Origin of the sequence: Sphingobium quisquiliarum P25, from assembly GCF_000445065.1 — a bacterium.
GTDB classification, from domain to species: domain Bacteria; phylum Pseudomonadota; class Alphaproteobacteria; order Sphingomonadales; family Sphingomonadaceae; genus Sphingobium; species Sphingobium quisquiliarum.
This window is the reverse complement of sequence record NZ_ATHO01000129.1, coordinates 1-17159: the sequence shown is the minus strand read 5'-3', so window position 1 is coordinate 17159 and position 17159 is coordinate 1. Positions and strand designations below refer to the sequence as shown.

The window sequence follows — 17159 nt, the reverse complement described above, 5'->3', positions numbered from 1 at the left end:
CCTCTCTTATTCACGACGCTCGGTTTCGGGTCCGCTCTGGGCATTTGCTGCGGCTGGCTGTATTGCGCGGACGACCGGCATCGCTGGCGTTTGTTTCACCGCATTCGGATTGATGGGCTTTTCGGGTTGAAGGGCTGGGCTCGGAGTTCTGCGGCGCTGCCGCATGGGCTACGTCGGCGCAGGCTTCAGCCGGAGAACGAGGGCGCGGAACAGGTCGGCATCCGGACAGGCGGAAGCGAAGGCAATGCGGATGCGGCTAGCACTTTCTACGACGCGCGCAGCGACCTTGAGCAGCCGCAGGCGCAAGGTGGTAAACTCCGCGCTTGCCAGAGCAGCGGTCCTGGGCATCGCCTGCTGGATGCGCCATAGCAGCCAGTATGCGGCAGTGTGCAGTATCAGGCGCATCTGATTGGCATTGGCCGAGCGGCACGAGGTTCGGTCGCTGGCGAGCTGGGACTTGTGGCGCTTGATCAGGTTCTCGGCCTGACCACGCGCGCAGTAGAGCGTGTCGTAGATGTGCTCGGCCGATCCTGTTGCCAACGAGGTGACGACATAGCGGATGTCCATGCCCAGCGTGCTGGCCTCGATCCGTGCAACGACGCGACGCTGGCACTTCCAGGTCTTTGCCCCATAGCGGGTCTCGGCATAGTTGCGCAGGACGGGACACTGACGCTGGGCGCGCTTGACCGCGCAGGCATCGGCGACCGCAACAATGGCGGGATCGGCGCGCAGCGCTGAATTGGTGGGCAGGCCGAACACGTAATCGACGCGGGCCGCATCGCAGTAGGCCATGACCTCGGGTCGACCATAGTGCCCGTCGCCGCGGATAGTGATGTGGGTATCGGGCCAATTACGGCGCAGGTGACGCACCAGGCGTCGGATGTGCCCCGCCGCCTCCTTTCCAGAAGGCGTCTTGCCTGTGCGCAGCAGCATGGCCACCGGCCTGCCGGTCGCGGTGTCGTAGATATGGATCGGTAGGAAGCAGCGCTCCCCATGATGCCCGTTCCAGAACGAGAGCTGTTGATAGCCATGCACGACGTCGCACGTGTCGTCGATATCCAGCGTGACCGCTGTCGGAGGGGCGGGATAGCTGGCGCAGTAGATGTCGATCATCGCGGCCATCATGCTGGCCAGTTCGCGCGTAGTCGGTGCATTTTCCCACCGGCTCATCGTCGGTTGGCTGGCCAGCCCCGCGCCCGATTCCGGCAGCTTGCCGAGCGCCAGGCGGAAGCCTGGATCGTCGCGCAGAGCATCGAGATCATCGGCATCCTCATAGCCGCACGCAATCGCGAACACACGGGCACGCAGAATGTCATCCAGGCGATGGATCACCCGCGCTGGATCGCGCGGATCGGCAATACAAGCCGCCAGGCGCTGGCAAATCCCCATCGCGCGCTCGGCCTGTGCAAGCAGTAGAACACCGCCATCCGAGGTAAGCCGGCCACCGTCGAACGCAGCTGTGATTTTCTTGCGGCCGACTGCTGGGAATCCAAATGAGCTTGCGATATCATCGTTCATGGCGGGTGTGGCCCGTGGCATTTTCTGCCCTGCGGCAGGTTCGGCTTAGACACCCAGTTCCTAATTCAGATCAGAGGCTTACGCCACTCCCGCCAACCCTTCAGGACACTTTTGGTGAATAAGGCGGGGTAGAGATCAAAAGTTCGAAGCCGGACCTCGCAAATGGATAGGACGCCATCCGTGGCGACAGCCAATGAACCGCGAATGTCGGCAGCATGGACAGGCGCAAGGGACCAAGCTTCCGTTCCTGCTTCACTGTCGCGACAGCCTGAATGATCCGCGTGAAGCCGACGTTGAGATCCGGAGACAGCAGTCGTCCGGTCTCCGTCAGTTCAAGGCGCGGTCCGACGCGGCGCATCAACTCTACCCCGAGCAGATCCTCGAGGATCCTGAGTTGATGACTGACGGCGGAGGGCGTCACGCCGATTTCTTCGGCCGCATCCTTGATCGACATGTGGCGTGCGGCGGCCTCGAAAGCGCGCAGGGCATTCAGCGGCACGGACAATCGCATCGTTTCGGTCATGGCGCGCTCGCTCTCGTATTTTCCGCCCTCTCCGGATGCCGCCGTTCTCCTCCTGCACTTGGCATCGAACAACGAAATCTCAGCTTTCTCTGAGGATTGCTCACTCGCCAGGCACGGATGTTGGGTGACAATGGGGTGTCTTTCAAAGGGGCCAAATTGCTATGAGTGACGTGCTTGCTTTCGATGATCGCGATGGCCTGATCTGGCTCGATGGAGCACTCGTTCCCTGGAACGAAGCCCGGCTCCATGTCATGACCCATTCGCTGCATGCCGGAGGGGCCGTGTTCGAAGGAATTCGGGCCTATGACGGAGGTATATTCCTGTCCAACGTGCATTTCTCCCGCTTCCAGCGTTCTGCCGAGATCGTCGGGTACACGCTTCCCTATTCTAGCCTTGAGCTCGTCAAAGCATGTGAAGCCGTTCTCTGGGCGAACGAATTGAAGGATGCCTATATCCGTCCCATTGCCTGGCGCGGCAGCGAGAGCGTGACGGTGGCCGCCCGCAACGCCACTATCCACGTTGCGATTGCCGCCTGGGATTGGCCGACGCCGGCCGCCGAGGGAAGGAGCACGACGGGTATTCGCCTTCAGCTCTCCTCCTGGAGGCGTCCGCGTGCCGATACGGCGCCGACGGCCTCCAAATGTTCCGGCCTCTACATGATCGGCACGCTCGCGCGGCATGCCGCAAATGACGAGGGTTTCGACGATGCCCTGCTGCTCGACATCGACGGAGATGTTGCCGAAACGACCGCGACGAACATCATACTGGTCGAGGGTCGCAAACTCGTGTCCCCGGTAGCAGACTGTTTTCTCGACAGCATCACCAAACGCCATGTCTTCGCTCTCGCGCAGAAGGCTGGCCTGGAACTCGAGGAGCGAAAAGTCTCGCTGGAGGAGTTGTGCGCGGCAGATGAAGTCTTCGTTGTCGGCACTTCGATCGAGATCCAGCCCGTCGTCGAACTCAAGGGGCCAGCGATTGGAGCCCAGTGGAGCGTTGGCCCGCTTACCCAAAGCCTCATCGATAACTTTCAGAACTCGGTTCGCCAACAATGTCCCGCATAGGCGGACACCCTTGCCAAAAGGGCCGGGTTTCGATGCGTTCTCCATGTCGTTCTTCTCGGAGCAAAAGATTTTTCGTGATAGCCAATAGTATTTCATGTTACACTTCCCGTAAAATGCAAAAGCGTAACATGACACTATAGGGCTACTCACATGCGTCTACAATCACCCTGGCAACCTCGCCTTACTGGTGACATGGACTCTCCATGCGATCGGCTCGTCGCCGCCGTGTCGGAGGACATCGCAGCCGGGCGATTGGAGGTTGGAGACAGGCTTCCGGCTCACCGCGATCTTGCCTGGCGTCTCGGCATCGGCCTTGGCACGGTGACGAAGGCCTACGGAATCCTGGAGCGGCGCGGCCTGCTGCGCTCGGTAAAGGGACGGGGCACGTTCGTGGCCGTTACCGAAGCCCGCAGAGGCGACGTCATCGATCTTTCGCGCAACGCGCCGCCCGCCGTCATTAGCGAGAGGCTTCTGTCCCGATCTCTCAACGCGATCGCCAGGCGTATCGACGCGGATGTTTTCAATACCTATCCGCCCGTAACCGGGCATCAGAGGTTCCGCCAAGAAATGACGCGCTGGTTTCGCCGTCTCGGTCTGGACGCCGACCCTGCCTGCCTGCTTCTGACCAATGGTGCGCAGCACGCGCTGTCCGTCAGCCTCTCCACGCTCTGTGGTCCCGGCGGTACGCTCTATGTGGAGGATCAGACCTATCCCGGTGTGATCAACGTTGCGCGCCATCTCGGCGTCAAGCTCACTTCAATTGCTATGGATGACGAAGGCATGCTGCCGGATCAGCTTGAACGGGAACTCGCGACAAGTCGCGGCAGCAACGCGGCAGTCTATCTCACGCCGACGATGCAGAACCCGACCACGAGTTCGATGAGCAAAGCGAGAAGGAGCGCGATCGCGCTAATCTGCCGCAAGTCAGGCATCATCGTGATCGAGGACGACGTTTATGCCCTCGCGCCCGACCCGGACTATCCGCCGATCGCAAGCCTTGCGCCTGAGCATGTCTTTTATATCAACAGCCTTTCGAAGACCCTCAACCCGGCTTTGCGGATTGGCGGTCTCGTGGTTCCGCCGGCATGGCTGGACCGCGCGGAAACCGCGATGCATGCCAGCGGGCTGATGATCAGTCCGCTGAGTTGCTCGGTCATGGAACAATGGCTCCTCGATGGAACGGCCGATGCCATCAGCACGGCTATACAGGAAGAAGCCATTCGCCGCCGTGCGATGGCAACGGACTTGTTGGGGCAAGCTGTACGCCAACCTGTCCATGTCGGTTATCATCTGTGGGTTCCGCTAGGCCATTCCGATGCCGAGGCACTCGAGACTGCGGCGAAGGCCTTGGGCATTCTGGTTACGCCGCCGTCTTCAACCTCCGCAAACGGCATTAGCTCCGGAATCCGTCTTTGTATCGGTGCGCCATCCTCTGAAGATCTTGAGCAGGCGCTTCCCGCGATCAGGCGCATAGTCGATCGCTTCAGGATCGAGACCGGCGCAGGGACGGCCAGAAATACCAGACCACTGCTGCCACTACGATAAGACCACCTGCGATCGCCGATTTCCCCGGATCTTCGGCGAACGCCAACCAAACCCAAAGCGGACCGAGAACCACATCCAGAAGTGCGATCAAAGCCGACTCCGACGAAGCGACATGGCGTCCACCTGCAAGAAATAACAGGAATGCGAGCGCGGTCGTGAGAAAGGCCAGCATGAATATCAATCCGAGCGCACCGCCCCCCGGAAGCTGGCCGGATGAGAATGGGAATGCCGCAATCGCACACAACGCCGCCCCTGCTGCATTCACGTGAATGAGATTCAGGGCTCGATTACGGCGTGTGACGATGAGAAGCGCCCCAAAGCTCAGCGTCATTGCGAAGGCCAGCAAGTTACCCTTGATATCGCTCGCCCCCAGTGCCGTCCCCGCAACGAGCACGATCCCGATCATAGATACCGTGCTCGCCATCAACAGGCGTCGCGAGGCCGCTTCCCGACCGACCGCGAAGGCCAATACGGCTGTCACGAAGGGAAGTGTCGCGTAGATGATCAAAACGTTTGCGACCGTCGTCATCGTGAGGGCGGCGACGTAGCAGAACATTGCGGTGGCGGAGAAGCAGGCGGCCAGGCAGAAGCGCCAGTCGAAACGCACCGCTTCCGCCGGCCTTGCGATGGCGATGACAACAAGGCAAAGGCAAGCGAAGAGAGAACGCCACAGGATCAGATCCCAAAGCCCAAGATCAATTGCGCGTACGAACAGGCCAGCAAGGCTCCAGAGCACGGTTCCCGCGCCAACCAGTATCAGACCGTAGACGCGCCGCTCCCCACTCTGTTCCTCTGACCGCCGCATCTCAGAAATAGAACCAGGTCAGGCCAAACCCGACGGCAATGACGATGCCGCGCAGGATGGTCGGATTGATCCAGCGAGCGAAGCGCGCACCGAGATAGCCGCCCGCAATAGCGCCTACCAGAACCGAGAATGCGGGCCCCCAGGCTATGATCCCTGTGGCAATGAAAACTGTGACCGCGAGACTCGAGACGATTGTTGCCAGTGCATTTTTTACCGCGTTGGCCTCGTTCACGTCGCTAAGCCCGATCAACGTCAGAACAGCCATGAGCAGGATACCGAGGCCCGCACCGAAATATCCGCCATAGATCGCGACGAGCAGATCTGTCGCAAAGATGACTGGCCTCGGCAGCATTCCGGGGCGGTCCCTTCTTATCCAGGAGCGTAGCCTAGGGCCGAGTGCGAACAGGATCGTCGCGACAAGCAAAAGCCATGGTATAAGCTGGCGGAATATTGCATTCCCAGTGATCGAAAGAAGTACCGCGCCGATAAGGGAACCGAGAACGAAAGCAGGCGCGCTGGATTTCAATCGCCCTGCATTCCGGCGCAATTCCTCCCGATAACCGAACAGGCTGGTCGCATGTCCAGGCCAGATCGAAATCGCACTTGTGGCATTGGCGACGACCGGAGGAACGCCAGCCGCAAGGAGCGCCGGAAAAGTAAAGAAAGTGCCGCCCCCGGCGACTGCATTGCAGGCTCCGCCAACAAGACCGGCGGCGACCAAAAGGGCCGTGGTATTCATATCCATACCTGATCAACCCCGCTCTTCGAAAGCCAGCCGGACACCGAAGGCGATCAGGACCGAGCCAGTCACTCCATCGACGCCACGCTTGAATAGTGAACTATGGAAAACGCGCGTGAATGGCCGCGTCGCCGCCGTGATGGCCGCGAACCAGATGAGCCCCATAAGCGCATGAATAGCCGCCAGGGCCATGCTGAACATGACAACCGGGACATCCTGTGGAATGAACTGCGGCAGGAAGCTGACGTAAAACACGCCGACTTTCGGATTGAGAAGATTGGTCATCAGACCGCGCCAGAACCAGTTGGCACTTTTATTGGCCGATTTGCCTGCCGGCACGCTGTAAAGCGCCCCTCCCTCCTCGACGGTTTTGCGGATTGCGCTCCGGATCATCCGCGCGCCCAGCCAGATGATGTAGCCAGCGCCGAGATATTGAAGAAGCCGGTAGCCGACTTCCGATACGGTGAGAACGGCTCCGAGACCCGCCGAAGCCAACAGTCCCCACGCCAGAACACCTGTTACGACCCCGGCGCCAGCCTGCATGGCCTGCTTGCCGCCCTCAACGGTGGCAGTGCGCAAGACCATGGCCGTGTCCAGCCCAGGCGTAATTGTCAAAAGAGCGGCGGCGATCGAAAAGGCGGCAACGGCGGAAAAGGAATCCATGTCAGGACCTCAGGCCAGCGCAGAATGCACCGAAGAGCATCCGCCCCTGGTCCCAGATACCGAGGCCGCTTGCGCCGTTGATATGACCGCACGGGCCGATCTCGACGAAACCGGCGTCCCATTCCTCGGCGCGTTCTTTTACATAGCCAGGGGCGGCATAGGGATCGTTGGCGCTTGCGACGATGAGGGCCGGGAACGGCAGACGATGACGTGGCGGATTTGCGAAGCTGGCCGCTGCTGCCGGGAATGCAGCGGAAGCAGGATCAGGGACTGCGACCAGAAAAGCCCCCATAACCCGCCCCGCGATCATCTCTGCCGCGTGCGCGACGAGCAGGCCGGCCAGACTATGCGCGACAAGAACAGGCGGCGATGGCGAATTGTCGATTTGCCGTTCCAGCGCGTCTTGCCAGTCTGCAAGTCCAGGCTTCTCCCAGTCGGAAGGATGGAACCGGGTAAAGCGAGGATCTGACGCTTCCCAATGCGTTTGCCAGTGGGTTTCACCGGAACCGCCGATACCCGGCAATGTGATGAATGAGGTCATTCCGCCGCCCTTTTATTGTTGGGAAAGATCCATGGAGGACTCATAATTGGCGTCGGGAACATCCTTCGTAATCGCCTGCCCGCAAATCACGGCCTGACGCACGCTGTCGTAGGTCAGGACCGGGCTCCCGTGCAGGCTCCAGCCCTGGTTGAGGGCCTCAGTAATGCGGTGACAGAAGGCAGCGTCATCAACGCCGGTCAGCAGACGATAAGCTCTCATCGTGAGGATCCCCAGTTTCCTGCTCGAAATCATAAGCATCTCCGGGAGGCGCTGAACTGAAGTCATCTCAGCCGATCCGCAGTATTTCTCATGGTCTTGTGCAGAGGATGGAGAGCTGAGCCTGATGAGTGCTCATACCGCAGTGAACGCTGAAGCCTTCTCAGTTCAGATGAAATAATCCTCATTCAAAAACCGAGCGTCAGAAGAGCGCGACGGAACTCCGGTTCGCTCAACAGCACTTCGCCGGCGCCGAGGGCACGGGCGTGGTCCAGCGCGCGCGATGTGAGGCACTGCGCTGCCTCGACGCTCTGCGTCAAGGGCAATCCGCGCGCGAGCCCCGCGACGATCAGCCCGGCGAACAGATCGCCGGTTCCTGGAAGCGCGATCGGCAGGTGCTCCACCGGATGACGGCTTGCGCCGGCGGCTCCGAGAACGATGCTTTCAATGTGGCCGGCGGCCGTATCGTCGAGCGCGCACCCCGTAGCAATCAGATGGGCTTCCGGCGCGATGTGGAGAAAGGCTCGTGCGGCTTTGAGGTCCGCCATGGTCGCGATCGGCTGTCCGGTCAACCAGCTCAGTTCGAACGGGTTCGGCGTGGCGATGTCGGCCATCGGCAGCAGACGGTCGCGCATGACGTCGGCGATCGCCTCCGGTACATAGAGGCCGGGGCCTGTGTCGCCCATCACGGGGTCGCAGACGTAAGTGAGGCGCGGATTGATGGCCTTGGCCTCGGCCAAGAAATCCGCGACCATCAGCGCCACGTCGAGCGAACCGATATAGCCGGTCAGGATGAAATCCGCGCGTTCCGGCAGGCCGCGCTCGCGTGCACCCTGCAACAGGTCCGAGAAGAATTCCGGCGGCAGCGCCCGGCCACGCAACGTCGGATAGTCGGGCGTGTTGGAGAAGATGACCGTCGGGATCGCCGCCACCTCCAGCCCAGCCGCGAGCATCGGAAACACGGCCGCGGAATTGCCGACATGGCCGAACACGACCTGACTCTGGATCGATATCACGAAGGGTGGAGAGGTCATGGAGTGCCGTCCAGTCTGTTGCGCCAATCCTCCACCCGGCCGCTCTCGAGCCGCCGCACCGCATATTTCCGCCAGCCTTCGGCCAGCACGTCGAGGGCTGCTATGCCCTTCAGTTCGTTGAGGTTCATCCGGTCGACATAAAGCGCATGCCAGAGCCGGTGGAGCGTCCAGTCCGGCGCGACGCGGTCCACCAGTTCAAGCCGATCTCCCGTCTTCACGAGTCCGTCTTCCAGCACGCGATAATACCAGCCGGTGCGGCCGCTCTGCTGCACGCGACGGGCCATGTCAGGCACCTCGAAACGATGATTGAGTTTCCAGCAGGGCTGTCGCCCCTGCGAGACCTGCAGGAGCGCCGTGCCCAGCCGGAAAACATCTCCCACTGCGACAATGTTTTCGGTGGGGCCGGATGCCGAGATGTTCTCGCCAAATCCGCCGGGAGCGCCAAGTACCGGCAGATCGCCGAGTTCTTCAAGCCAGAGCTGATAGTGATCCAACGGGTAATGATGCACGGCCTTTTCGACACCGCCATGCACCCGTCGGTCCGCCTGCTCATCGCCTTCGAACCCTTCAGGGCCGAGGCGAAGCGGCCCGTTCACCGACGTCTTCATGATGCCGCTTTGCGCGTCGCTTCCCGCCAGCGGTCTGGCGCGCCCGGTCAGAAGGGTGATCGCGGTCATGCCGGCAAGTCCTGCAGCCATGCCCGCAACATGGATTGGCCAGCATGCCTTAGCGCCGGACCATGCGCGATGGCGTCGCGACGCAGGCTAGCCGGGTCGATGCGGGCTTCAGCCAGTTCCACGCTGTGGCCGATGAGCCAGCGTTCCAAAGCGGGCATTTCCCCGGCTTCGGGGTGGAATTGCAGCCCCAGAACGGTTGGGCCCATGGCAAAGGCCTGCGTCGCGCAGGCTGCCGTTCCTGCGAGAGTATCCGCTCCATCCGGGATATCGAAGGCTTCGCCGTGCCAGTGGAGAACGGGCACATCCCGCAGGTGACGAAGCGGGCTGTTGATGCCGGCCTCCGTCAGCGCCAGGCCGGAAAAGCCGATTTCCTTGCGGGGCATCGGGGCGACCCTCGCGCCGAACGCCGCCGCCATGAGCTGCGCGCCAAGGCAGATGCCGAGTGTCGGGCGGCGGGCGGCCAGACGCGGGGCCAGCCAGTCGCGCTCTGACTTCATGCAGGGATAGGCCTCGGCGTCATTCACCCCGATCGGGCCGCCGAGCACCACCACGAGATCGGGGCCGCGCGAATCCGGCAAGGCATCGATGCCAGCTTCGACATGGTTGAGACGGTAGCCTTCTTCCTCAAGCACCGGGCCAAAGCTGCCAAGGTCCTCGAAAGCGAGATGGTGCAGGATCAGGGCGGATTTCGACATGGAGGCCTCTTGCGTTTTTCCATGTGTCTCGCGAATATCCGGCCTAAAAGAAAGAGCCAGTTTTGAAACTTTGAATAGGCCGGTTGTGATGGCAGCGGAACCGCTTGCGCTCGATATCGAGAAGGAGCCCGCCGGCCCGCTGTTTCTGGCGATCGCCGCAGCGATCACCCGCGACATCATGCGTGGCCGCCTGAAGCCTGGCGTTCGCCTGCCGGGGACGCGGGCGCTGGCGCGCGAGCTCGGCGTTCACCGCAACACGGTCGACGCCGCCTATCAGGAACTCATGACGCAAGGCTGGCTCCATGCCGAGCCCGCGCGCGGCACCTTTGTCGCCGAGGATCTGCCCGAAAGCATGGCGGAGCCGGTTTCCGTGACCGTGCCCCCTGAGCCCGCAACCGTCCGCCCGCGTCTCGCCTTCAGCGACGGCGCGCCCGATCCCCGGCTGGTGCCGGACAAGGCGTTGGCGCGCGCCTTCCGCCGGGCATTGCTGTCGCCGGCCTTTCGCGGCGGGGCGGATTATGGCGATGCCCGGGGCACGCCGGTCCTGCGTCACGCGCTGTCGTCCTATCTCGCCACGGACCGGGGTGTGGTCGCCGATCCGGCGCGGCTGCTGATCACGCGCGGCAGCCAGATGGCGCTGTTCCTGGCGGCCAGGGCGGCGGTGAAGACCGGTCAGGCGATTGCCGTGGAGGAACCCGGCTACCCGCTGGCCTGGGAGGCCTTCCGGGCCGCGGGCGCTTCCGTGCGTGGCATTCCCGTTGATGCGGGCGGGCTGTCGGTCGCCGCCCTTGAGGCGGCGATTGAAAGCGATCCGCGCATCGTGGCGGTCTATGTCACGCCCCATCACCAATATCCGACCACGGTCACCATGGGCGCGGCGCGGCGGCTGCAGCTTCTGGACACCGTCGAGCGTCACGGCATCACGCTGATCGAGGATGACTACGATCACGAGTACCGCTTCGAGGGGCGCCCGGTCCTGCCGCTTGCGGCCCGGGCCCCGGCAGGCCTGCCGCTGATCTATGTGGGCTCGCTCTCCAAACTGCTCTCGCCCGGTATCCGTCTCGGCTATGCCATGGCCCCGGAGCCGTTGCTTACCCGCATGGCGGCCGCCCGTGCGGCCATCGACCGGCAGGGCGACGCGCCGCTCGAGGCCGCGCTGGCGGACCTGATCCGCGACGGCGATCTCGGCCGCCATGCGCGAAAGGCCCGTCGCATCTATCGGGCCCGGCGCGATGTCCTGGCGTCGGCTCTGTCGGTGCAACTGGGCGGGCGGATCATGTTCGACAGCCCCGCGGGCGGGCTGGCTCTGTGGCTGCACTGCGAGAATGTCTCCGCCGACACCTGGGCGGAGCGAGCCGGCGCGGCCGGGCTGGCGCTGCTGCCCGGAACGCGTTTCGCCCTTGATCGCGCAGCGCCGCAAGCCCTTCGTCTCGGCTATGCGGCGCTCGACGAAGGGCAGATTGCCCGGGCGGTGGATATCCTCGCCCGAAGCCTGCCCGATTGAGCTACTCGGCCGCCATGGCGGAGCCTTGCGGCCTGGCGGGTGCCACATGCATGCCGAGCCGCTGCAACAGGTCGCGGTCCTTCCAGGCCGCGGGGTTGCCGGTCGTCAGCAACTGATCGCCAACGAAAATGGAATTCGCGCCGGCAAGGAAGCAGAGCGCCTGCAATTCATCGCTCATTCCCGTGCGTCCAGCGGAGAGCCGCACCACCGAGGCCGGCATCAGGATGCGCGCGAGCGCCACGAGCCGGACGAGCGAGAACGGATCGACCGGGCTTGCGGTTTCCTGCACCGGCACGCCCTCGACCGGGTTCCACAGGTTGACCGGCACGCTGTCGGGATGGGCGGGCAAGGTCGCGAGCGTCACCAGCATGGCGATGCGATCCTCTTCCGTTTCGCCCATGCCGACGATCCCGCCGCAACAGACCCTGATGCCACCCTTGCGCACATGCTCGACCGTCTCCAGACGATCCGCCATCGTCCGCGTGGTGGCGATCTCGCGGTAATAGTCCGGCGAGGTATCGATATTGTGGTTGTAGAAATCGAGTCCGGCCCCCTTCAGCCGCGCCACCTGATCCGGTTTCAGCATGCCGAGCGTCATGCAGGTTTCGAGCCCGAGTTCCGAGACGCCCTGCACCATGGCGCAGAGCCTGTCCATGTCGCGGTCCTTGGGGCTGCGCCAAGCAGCGCCCATGCAGAAGCGCTGCGCGCCCGCGTCCCTCGCGCGCCGTGCGGCTGCCAGAACATCGTCGGTCGCCATCAGCTTCGTCGCCTTCACGCCGGTCCGGTGGTGGGCAGATTGCGAGCAGTAACCGCAATCCTCAGGGCAGCCACCGGTCTTGATGCTCAAGAGGCTCGCCGTCTCGATCGCGGTCGGGTCGAAATGGGCCCGATGCACGGTCTGCGCCCGGTGGATCAGATCCGGAAACGGAAGGGCGTGGATCGCCCGCGCCTCGTCCATGGTCCAGTCGGTTCTGATCTTGGCGCCGGTCATGCCGCGCGACCCTTGAGGCGGCCGAGGCCGGTGATCAGGGCGACCGCCAGCGCGATCTTGATCAGATCGCCGAGGATGAACGGAGCGAGGCCGGCGGCGATCAGGCCGGTGGCCGGCACGAACAATGCGAGCCATGCCAGGCCGAAGGCATAGACCACGGCGAGACCGGCGAGCATCGCCAGCGCCAGCCGCATCGGGCCATTCCCTTCGGCCAGCCTGTCGATCACGAGGGTCGAGAGCAGGTAGCCGATGAGATAGCCGCCGGTCGGCCCCGCCATGTAGGCAAGTCCGATCCCGCGCGCCGGCGAGCCGGAAAATACCGGAAGGCCCATCGCCCCGGCGGCTAGATAGGCGGCCATGGCCATAAAGCCGAGACGGGGACCGAGCGCCGCGGCCAGAAAGAACACCGCGAGCGTGTGCAGTGTCATCGGTACTGGCCAGAACGGTATCTGCACCTTGGCGCCGATCGTGATCAGCACAACGCCGAAGAGCGTAAGGGCTGCACCGCGCCAGAGCGATGCCGGGCGGGTCAGGGTGGGGGTGAGCAAAGCCATGAGGCGGTTCTCCGAAGATAGGTTTCGACGCTATCTATAATTCCGGAGACATCTCCATGCGTTCAATACAGATTATAGATAATCAGCCAGGAATCTCATAAGTCTCTCTGAGATCGGCATTTCTTGATGTCGGCTTGCGCTTGCCGATCCAGCCGACATGGCGTGCTAGCGTTGAACAGGCAAACTCGGTTTGACCCTTCCGCAGGGCATCGAGGATGGCACGGTGGTCGTGGTCTGTGCGCGCCTCCCAGTCGCTGCGCCACGCGGCAAACAGGAAGCGTGCGCTCGCCGCCTGCAGGTCGTCGATCGTGCGCAGCAGGCGCGGCATGTGGCACGGCGCCAAGATCAGATGATGAAATCTGCGGTTCGCGGCCTCCCAGTCCCGGACATTGCCGGCGCGATCGCCATGCCGGGTAACCTCTTCTGCCTCATCGAGAATTGTCCGCGTCAGGCTTGGCGCGGCATGACGCAGGGCGAGCGATTCCAGGCTTGCCCGCATCTCGGCGACCTCGCGCAATTCGGCGATATCGAATTCGGTGACGCGGAACCCACGCCAGGGCTCGCTCTCCGCCAAGCCCTGCTTCTGCAGTGCGCGAAAGGCCTCGCGCACCGGCACGTGGCTGGCGCCGAACTCCGCCGCGACATGGTCCTGCCGCAGCCGAACGCCGGGCCGTATCGCACCCGATATGATCCGATCCGCGAGAATGCGCGCGATTCGGTCGGAAATGGTCTCATCTGTCTCTTTTGCCATAAATAATAGATAATCAATGTCATCTATGAAGTCGACGTTAGCAGCCCGAATTGGACCCGAAGTGCGGCGAGCGGCGAACTGGCTTCCTCTTCTTGGCGCAGCCATTCGATCGTGATCGTCGGTTGAGCTATCGGGCACCTTGATGTGCGATATCTCAACACCAGCGGCTACAGAGCTGGCTCGACTTGTCTGAACAGTTGGGGGCGTTTTGCTAAGTGGCTTCCGGCGCTGGTTATCGTGCAAAGCGATAAGCTAAATTGGGGTACTGAGCGAGACGGGGATGCTGAACAGCTTTTCTGAGCGGCCATCAAAAACGTTGCGTGCCCGCCAGTCATCTCAAAACGCGCTTTCCGAAACAGCGTGTACAACCGCTCAATTGATCGGCGTCCGGAAGGTGCGCCTTTGCGAGCCGGACCGATGGCGTTCACTTATCTCTAACGCCGAAATTACCGCAGCCTCGTGCGCATGAAACCGTATCTCCTGCTCAGCCGGACCGACCGATTCTTAACCGTTGGTAACCTCTTTCCCTTCGCCAGCCGAACAAGGCTTCCCTCTCTTCAAATTGTGCTGCATCCATTTCCGTGCAACAGCGTGAGCCGCCGGAAACCCGCAATCCCAGCGGTGATGCTGAGTGAGATTTCCACTCAGACAAAGAACCTCGCGCTCATACATCACCTAAGATCAACCAGGCTGCGTCGAAGCGCAGCCACGAGCAGGAGGCAGCATTGCCAGAGACAAAATTTCTCACTCCGGAAGAAGTCACAGACCGATATCGCGGTGGCGTATCTGTGGGAACTCTTCGCAATTGGCGCGCCATGATGTCAAACGGCGTTCAAAAGGGACCCCCGATCGGCGTCGAAGAGGGACCCCCTTTTCAGATAATATGATGCTGGTTTGTTGAAGATGGCCTTGCGCTGCGTGCGGCGGAGGGCGGGCGTAGCCCGACCGGAGGCGCGCGCAGCGCAAGATAGATTTTTGAAGGCGCCGAAGGTGGCTGTCAGCTGCGGTTTTTGAAGCGCCAGCTGTCGTTGCCCGTCTCGACGATATCGCAGTGGTGGGTGACGCGGTCGAGCAGCGCCGTGGTCATCTTGGGATCGCCGAACACGGTCGGCCATTCGCCGAAGGCGAGGTTCGTGGTGATGATGACGCTGGTCCGCTCATAAAGCTTGCTGATGAGGTGGAACAGCAACTGCCCTCCCGAGCGGGCGAACGGCAGATAACCGAGCTCGTCGAGAACGATCAGGTCGAGCCGCGACAGCTGCGCCGCCAGGGTCCCGCCTTTGCCGATCCGGGTCTCCTCTTCGAGGCGTGTCACCAGATCGACGGTGTTGAAGTAGCGGGCGCGAGCGCCCCTTCGCACGACATTGGCGGTGATCGCGATGGCGAGGTGGGTCTTGCCTGTCCCCGTGCCGCCGACCAGCACGATATTGCGGCGAGGCGGGAGGAAGGAGCCATCGTGAAGGGAGCGGATCATCTCCTCATTGATCGGTGTGCCCTCGAAGCTGAACCGCTCCAGGTCCTTCACCACGGGCAGCCTCGCAGCCGTCATCCGATAGCGGATGGAGGCTGCATCCCGGTGGGTCGCCTCAGCACGGAGCAGGTCGGTCAGTATCTCCATGGTGGTGCGCTTGCGCTGGAGGCCGGTGGTGACCGCCTCGTCGAACGCCGCCGCCATGCCCTTGAGTCCGAGGCCGCGCATCGTGTCGATCATATCATGCCGCTGCATCATAGCCTCGCAGCAGATCATAGCGGGCACAGTCGGCGAGCGGAGGATGCTGCAGCATCCGGTCTTCCGAAGTGACGATGCTGTGGGGTGTCGCCGGCTCGCGGCGCCGGGAGAGGATGTTGAGGATCAGCTCGTCGCTGGCCGTTCCGTTCGCCAACGCTTCGCGCACGGCAGCCTCTACCGGCTCCAGGCCATCGGTGAGCACCGCCGAGAGGACCCGCACGAACCTGCGATCGGCCTCGTCCCCGGTGCCGAGCCTTCGCCGTAATCGGTGCAGGGCGGGCGGCAGATCCCAGTCCTGGAACGGTGCGCCGTTACGCAGCGCGCCGGGCTTGTGCGCGAGGACCGGCAGATAATGCCAGGGATCGTATATCGTGCGGTTCCGACCGAAGTGGCGCTCATGCTCCCCGACGATCGCATCGCCGCAGCGTATGACGATGCGATCGGCATAGGAGCGCACCTGAACGGTCCGGCGTGCGGCCGTCGACATGACCGAGTAGCGGTTGCGATCGAAGCTGATGAGGCAGGTGCCGGTGACGGCATGCTCGCTCTCATGGAAGCCGTCGAACGGTGCCAGGATCGGCTGCAGGGCCGGTCGCTCCATATCCAGCGCCTCGGCGACGGTAATATCCCCGCGTTCGGGATGGGCATGATGCTCGGCCCAGCGCCGGCACTCGGCCTCCAGCCACCCGTTGAGCTCGGCCAGGCTGGCGAACCGGAGCCGCGGCTGGAAGAAGCGGCCTCGGATTGTCTGGACCTGCTGCTCGACCTGGCCCTTCTCCCATCCCGCCGCCGGCGAGCAGGCGGTCGGCTCGACCATGTAATGATCGGTCATGATCAGGAAGCGGCGGTTGAACACACGCTCCTTGCCGGTGAACACGGCCGTCACCGCCGTCTTCATATTATCGTAGATACCGCGTCGCGGCACACCGCCGAAGAACGCGAACGCCCGGGCATGGGCATCGAACAGCATCTCCTGGCCCTCGCGCGGATAGGCCCGGACATAGGGTGCGCGCGAGTCGCAGAGACGCATATGCGCCACCTTCACCCGCATCGGCTTGCCGGCGATCTCCACATCCTCGTGGCTCCAGTCGAACTGGTAGGCCTCACCCGGCTGGAAGGTCATCGGGATGAACGCCGGTGCGCCTTCGCCAGCATCCTTCCGCCGCGCAGCACGCCAGCGCGCCGCATAGCGGCGCACCGCATCATAGGATCCATCGAACCCCTCGCGCACCAGCAGGTCATGGATACGCGTCATCCGTAGCCGATCGCGGCGGCCGCGACCTTCGTTCTCCTCAAGCAGCGCATCGAGACGATCCTGATAAGGACCGATCCGCGGCAGCGGCTGGACTTTGCGCTGATAGTTGAACGCCGCCTCCGGCGACCGGATCGCTTTGCGGACGACCTTCCGCGACAAACGAAGGTCACGAGCGATCGCCTTGATCGCCTTACCCGCTGCATGCTCACGCCGAATCCGAACCACTGTCTCCACGATCAACATCCCGTTCTCGCCAACTGATCAAAACCAGTCGGCCGACTAAATCCCCGGGATGAAGGGGTCCTTTTTGCACGCCGATCACCCCACGAAGGGGGTGCCTATTGCACGCTGATCCTCA

General features: G+C 62.8%; 18 protein-coding genes. 3 read left to right on the top strand and 15 right to left on the bottom strand.

Annotated elements, in window-relative coordinates:
• Nucleotides 1–168: 168 nt before the first annotated feature.
• Both L288_RS35615 and L288_RS35610 read right to left on the bottom strand, forming a co-directional pair.
• Entirely contained in the window at nucleotides 169–1518 is a 1350-nt protein-coding gene (locus L288_RS35615; protein ID WP_013039775.1) for an IS1380-like element ISSp1 family transposase, read from the bottom strand.
• Between the two features lie 100 nt (nucleotides 1519–1618).
• Nucleotides 1619–2041, bottom strand: coding sequence for a LysR family transcriptional regulator (locus L288_RS35610; RefSeq protein WP_021238938.1), 423 nt, complete (start codon nucleotides 2039–2041; stop codon nucleotides 1619–1621).
• A gap of 161 nt (nucleotides 2042–2202) precedes the next feature.
• Between L288_RS35610 and L288_RS35605 the strand changes: the two genes are divergently transcribed.
• Nucleotides 2203–3102: a branched-chain amino acid transaminase gene (locus tag L288_RS35605; RefSeq protein ID WP_021238937.1), complete on the top strand. Its 900-nt coding sequence runs from the start codon at nucleotides 2203–2205 to the stop codon at nucleotides 3100–3102.
• A gap of 150 nt (nucleotides 3103–3252) precedes the next feature.
• On the top strand, nucleotides 3253–4647 hold the full coding sequence (locus L288_RS35600) for an aminotransferase-like domain-containing protein (protein ID WP_031304590.1): 1395 nt from the start codon (nucleotides 3253–3255) through the stop codon (nucleotides 4645–4647).
• On the opposite strand, the gene L288_RS35595 is transcribed toward L288_RS35600, so the two are convergent.
• The 8 genes from L288_RS35595 to L288_RS35565 all read right to left on the bottom strand — a co-directional run bounded on the left by L288_RS35595 (nucleotide 4586) and on the right by L288_RS35565 (nucleotide 10017).
• Nucleotides 4586–5452, bottom strand: a complete 867-nt coding sequence (locus L288_RS35595; protein ID WP_021238935.1) for a DMT family transporter — start codon at nucleotides 5450–5452, stop codon at nucleotides 4586–4588. The genes L288_RS35600 and L288_RS35595 overlap by 62 nt on opposite strands.
• Nucleotide 5453: 1 nt before the next feature.
• Nucleotides 5454–6197 carry a sulfite exporter TauE/SafE family protein gene (locus L288_RS0121845; RefSeq protein ID WP_031304589.1) on the bottom strand — a complete coding sequence of 248 codons (744 nt, stop codon included), beginning with the start codon at nucleotides 6195–6197 and terminating at the stop codon, nucleotides 5454–5456.
• Between the two features lie 6 nt (nucleotides 6198–6203).
• Nucleotides 6204–6854, bottom strand: a complete 651-nt coding sequence (locus L288_RS35590; RefSeq protein WP_021238933.1) for a LysE family translocator — start codon at nucleotides 6852–6854, stop codon at nucleotides 6204–6206.
• A gap of 1 nt (nucleotide 6855) precedes the next feature.
• Nucleotides 6856–7395: an RBBP9/YdeN family alpha/beta hydrolase gene (locus L288_RS35585; protein ID WP_021238932.1), complete on the bottom strand. Its 540-nt coding sequence runs from the start codon at nucleotides 7393–7395 to the stop codon at nucleotides 6856–6858.
• A gap of 12 nt (nucleotides 7396–7407) precedes the next feature.
• Nucleotides 7408–7614 (bottom strand): DUF1737 domain-containing protein, encoded by a 207-nt coding sequence (locus L288_RS43180; RefSeq protein ID WP_041208450.1) that lies wholly within the window; start codon nucleotides 7612–7614, stop codon nucleotides 7408–7410.
• A gap of 185 nt (nucleotides 7615–7799) precedes the next feature.
• Nucleotides 7800–8645, bottom strand: coding sequence for a pyridoxal kinase (gene pdxY / locus L288_RS35575; RefSeq protein WP_021238930.1), 846 nt, complete (start codon nucleotides 8643–8645; stop codon nucleotides 7800–7802).
• Nucleotides 8642–9322: an MOSC domain-containing protein gene (locus L288_RS35570; protein WP_021238929.1), complete on the bottom strand. Its 681-nt coding sequence runs from the start codon at nucleotides 9320–9322 to the stop codon at nucleotides 8642–8644. The genes pdxY and L288_RS35570 overlap by 4 nt, the downstream gene beginning before the upstream one ends.
• A complete protein-coding gene (locus tag L288_RS35565) occupies nucleotides 9319–10017 on the bottom strand; it encodes a glutamine amidotransferase (protein WP_021238928.1) in 699 nt (232 codons plus the stop codon). The genes L288_RS35570 and L288_RS35565 overlap by 4 nt, the downstream gene beginning before the upstream one ends.
• Before the next feature lie 88 nt (nucleotides 10018–10105).
• Between L288_RS35565 and pdxR the strand changes: the two genes are divergently transcribed.
• Nucleotides 10106–11521 carry a MocR-like pyridoxine biosynthesis transcription factor PdxR gene (gene pdxR, locus L288_RS35560; protein WP_021238927.1) on the top strand — a complete coding sequence of 472 codons (1416 nt, stop codon included), beginning with the start codon at nucleotides 10106–10108 and terminating at the stop codon, nucleotides 11519–11521.
• Between the two features lies 1 nt (nucleotide 11522).
• Here pdxR and bioB read toward each other — a convergent pair whose 3' ends face one another.
• The 5 genes from bioB to istA all read right to left on the bottom strand — a co-directional run bounded on the left by bioB (nucleotide 11523) and on the right by istA (nucleotide 17044).
• On the bottom strand, nucleotides 11523–12512 hold the full coding sequence (bioB, locus tag L288_RS35555) for a biotin synthase BioB (RefSeq protein WP_021238926.1): 990 nt from the start codon (nucleotides 12510–12512) through the stop codon (nucleotides 11523–11525).
• Nucleotides 12509–13066, bottom strand: a complete 558-nt coding sequence (locus tag L288_RS35550; protein WP_021238925.1) for a biotin transporter BioY — start codon at nucleotides 13064–13066, stop codon at nucleotides 12509–12511. Before L288_RS35550 ends, bioB begins: the two co-directional genes overlap by 4 nt.
• A gap of 82 nt (nucleotides 13067–13148) precedes the next feature.
• Nucleotides 13149–13817 (bottom strand): GntR family transcriptional regulator, encoded by a 669-nt coding sequence (locus L288_RS35545; RefSeq protein ID WP_021238924.1) that lies wholly within the window; start codon nucleotides 13815–13817, stop codon nucleotides 13149–13151.
• 997 nt (nucleotides 13818–14814) lie between these two features.
• The gene (istB, locus tag L288_RS35540; protein WP_031304487.1) at nucleotides 14815–15543 is read right to left on the bottom strand and encodes an IS21-like element helper ATPase IstB; all 729 of its coding nucleotides are present in this window, start codon (nucleotides 15541–15543) and stop codon (nucleotides 14815–14817) included.
• The gene (istA, locus tag L288_RS35535) at nucleotides 15530–17044 is read right to left on the bottom strand and encodes an IS21 family transposase (RefSeq protein ID WP_021238707.1); all 1515 of its coding nucleotides are present in this window, start codon (nucleotides 17042–17044) and stop codon (nucleotides 15530–15532) included. Before istA ends, istB begins: the two co-directional genes overlap by 14 nt.
• Nucleotides 17045–17159: the final 115 nt, after the last annotated feature.

Coding starts and splice junctions, on each gene's coding strand:
- L288_RS35545 (WP_021238924.1), bottom strand. CDS start 13,817: ATGGCAAAAGAGACAGATGAGACCATTTCCGACCGAATCGCGCGCATT.
- L288_RS35550 (WP_021238925.1), bottom strand. CDS start 13,066: ATGGCTTTGCTCACCCCCACCCTGACCCGCCCGGCATCGCTCTGGCGC.
- pdxY (WP_021238930.1), bottom strand. CDS start 8,645: ATGACCTCTCCACCCTTCGTGATATCGATCCAGAGTCAGGTCGTGTTC.
- L288_RS35570 (WP_021238929.1), bottom strand. CDS start 9,322: ATGACCGCGATCACCCTTCTGACCGGGCGCGCCAGACCGCTGGCGGGA.
- L288_RS35600 (WP_031304590.1), top strand. CDS start 3,253: ATGCGTCTACAATCACCCTGGCAACCTCGCCTTACTGGTGACATGGAC.
- L288_RS35610 (WP_021238938.1), bottom strand. CDS start 2,041: ATGACCGAAACGATGCGATTGTCCGTGCCGCTGAATGCCCTGCGCGCT.
- L288_RS35605 (WP_021238937.1), top strand. CDS start 2,203: ATGAGTGACGTGCTTGCTTTCGATGATCGCGATGGCCTGATCTGGCTC.
- bioB (WP_021238926.1), bottom strand. CDS start 12,512: ATGACCGGCGCCAAGATCAGAACCGACTGGACCATGGACGAGGCGCGG.
- L288_RS35595 (WP_021238935.1), bottom strand. CDS start 5,452: ATGCGGCGGTCAGAGGAACAGAGTGGGGAGCGGCGCGTCTACGGTCTG.
- L288_RS35585 (WP_021238932.1), bottom strand. CDS start 7,395: ATGACCTCATTCATCACATTGCCGGGTATCGGCGGTTCCGGTGAAACC.
- L288_RS43180 (WP_041208450.1), bottom strand. CDS start 7,614: ATGAGAGCTTATCGTCTGCTGACCGGCGTTGATGACGCTGCCTTCTGT.
- L288_RS0121845 (WP_031304589.1), bottom strand. CDS start 6,197: ATGGATATGAATACCACGGCCCTTTTGGTCGCCGCCGGTCTTGTTGGC.
- istB (WP_031304487.1), bottom strand. CDS start 15,543: ATGCAGCGGCATGATATGATCGACACGATGCGCGGCCTCGGACTCAAG.
- L288_RS35590 (WP_021238933.1), bottom strand. CDS start 6,854: ATGGATTCCTTTTCCGCCGTTGCCGCCTTTTCGATCGCCGCCGCTCTT.
- L288_RS35615 (WP_013039775.1), bottom strand. CDS start 1,518: ATGAACGATGATATCGCAAGCTCATTTGGATTCCCAGCAGTCGGCCGC.
- L288_RS35565 (WP_021238928.1), bottom strand. CDS start 10,017: ATGTCGAAATCCGCCCTGATCCTGCACCATCTCGCTTTCGAGGACCTT.
- istA (WP_021238707.1), bottom strand. CDS start 17,044: ATGTTGATCGTGGAGACAGTGGTTCGGATTCGGCGTGAGCATGCAGCG.
- pdxR (WP_021238927.1), top strand. CDS start 10,106: ATGGCAGCGGAACCGCTTGCGCTCGATATCGAGAAGGAGCCCGCCGGC.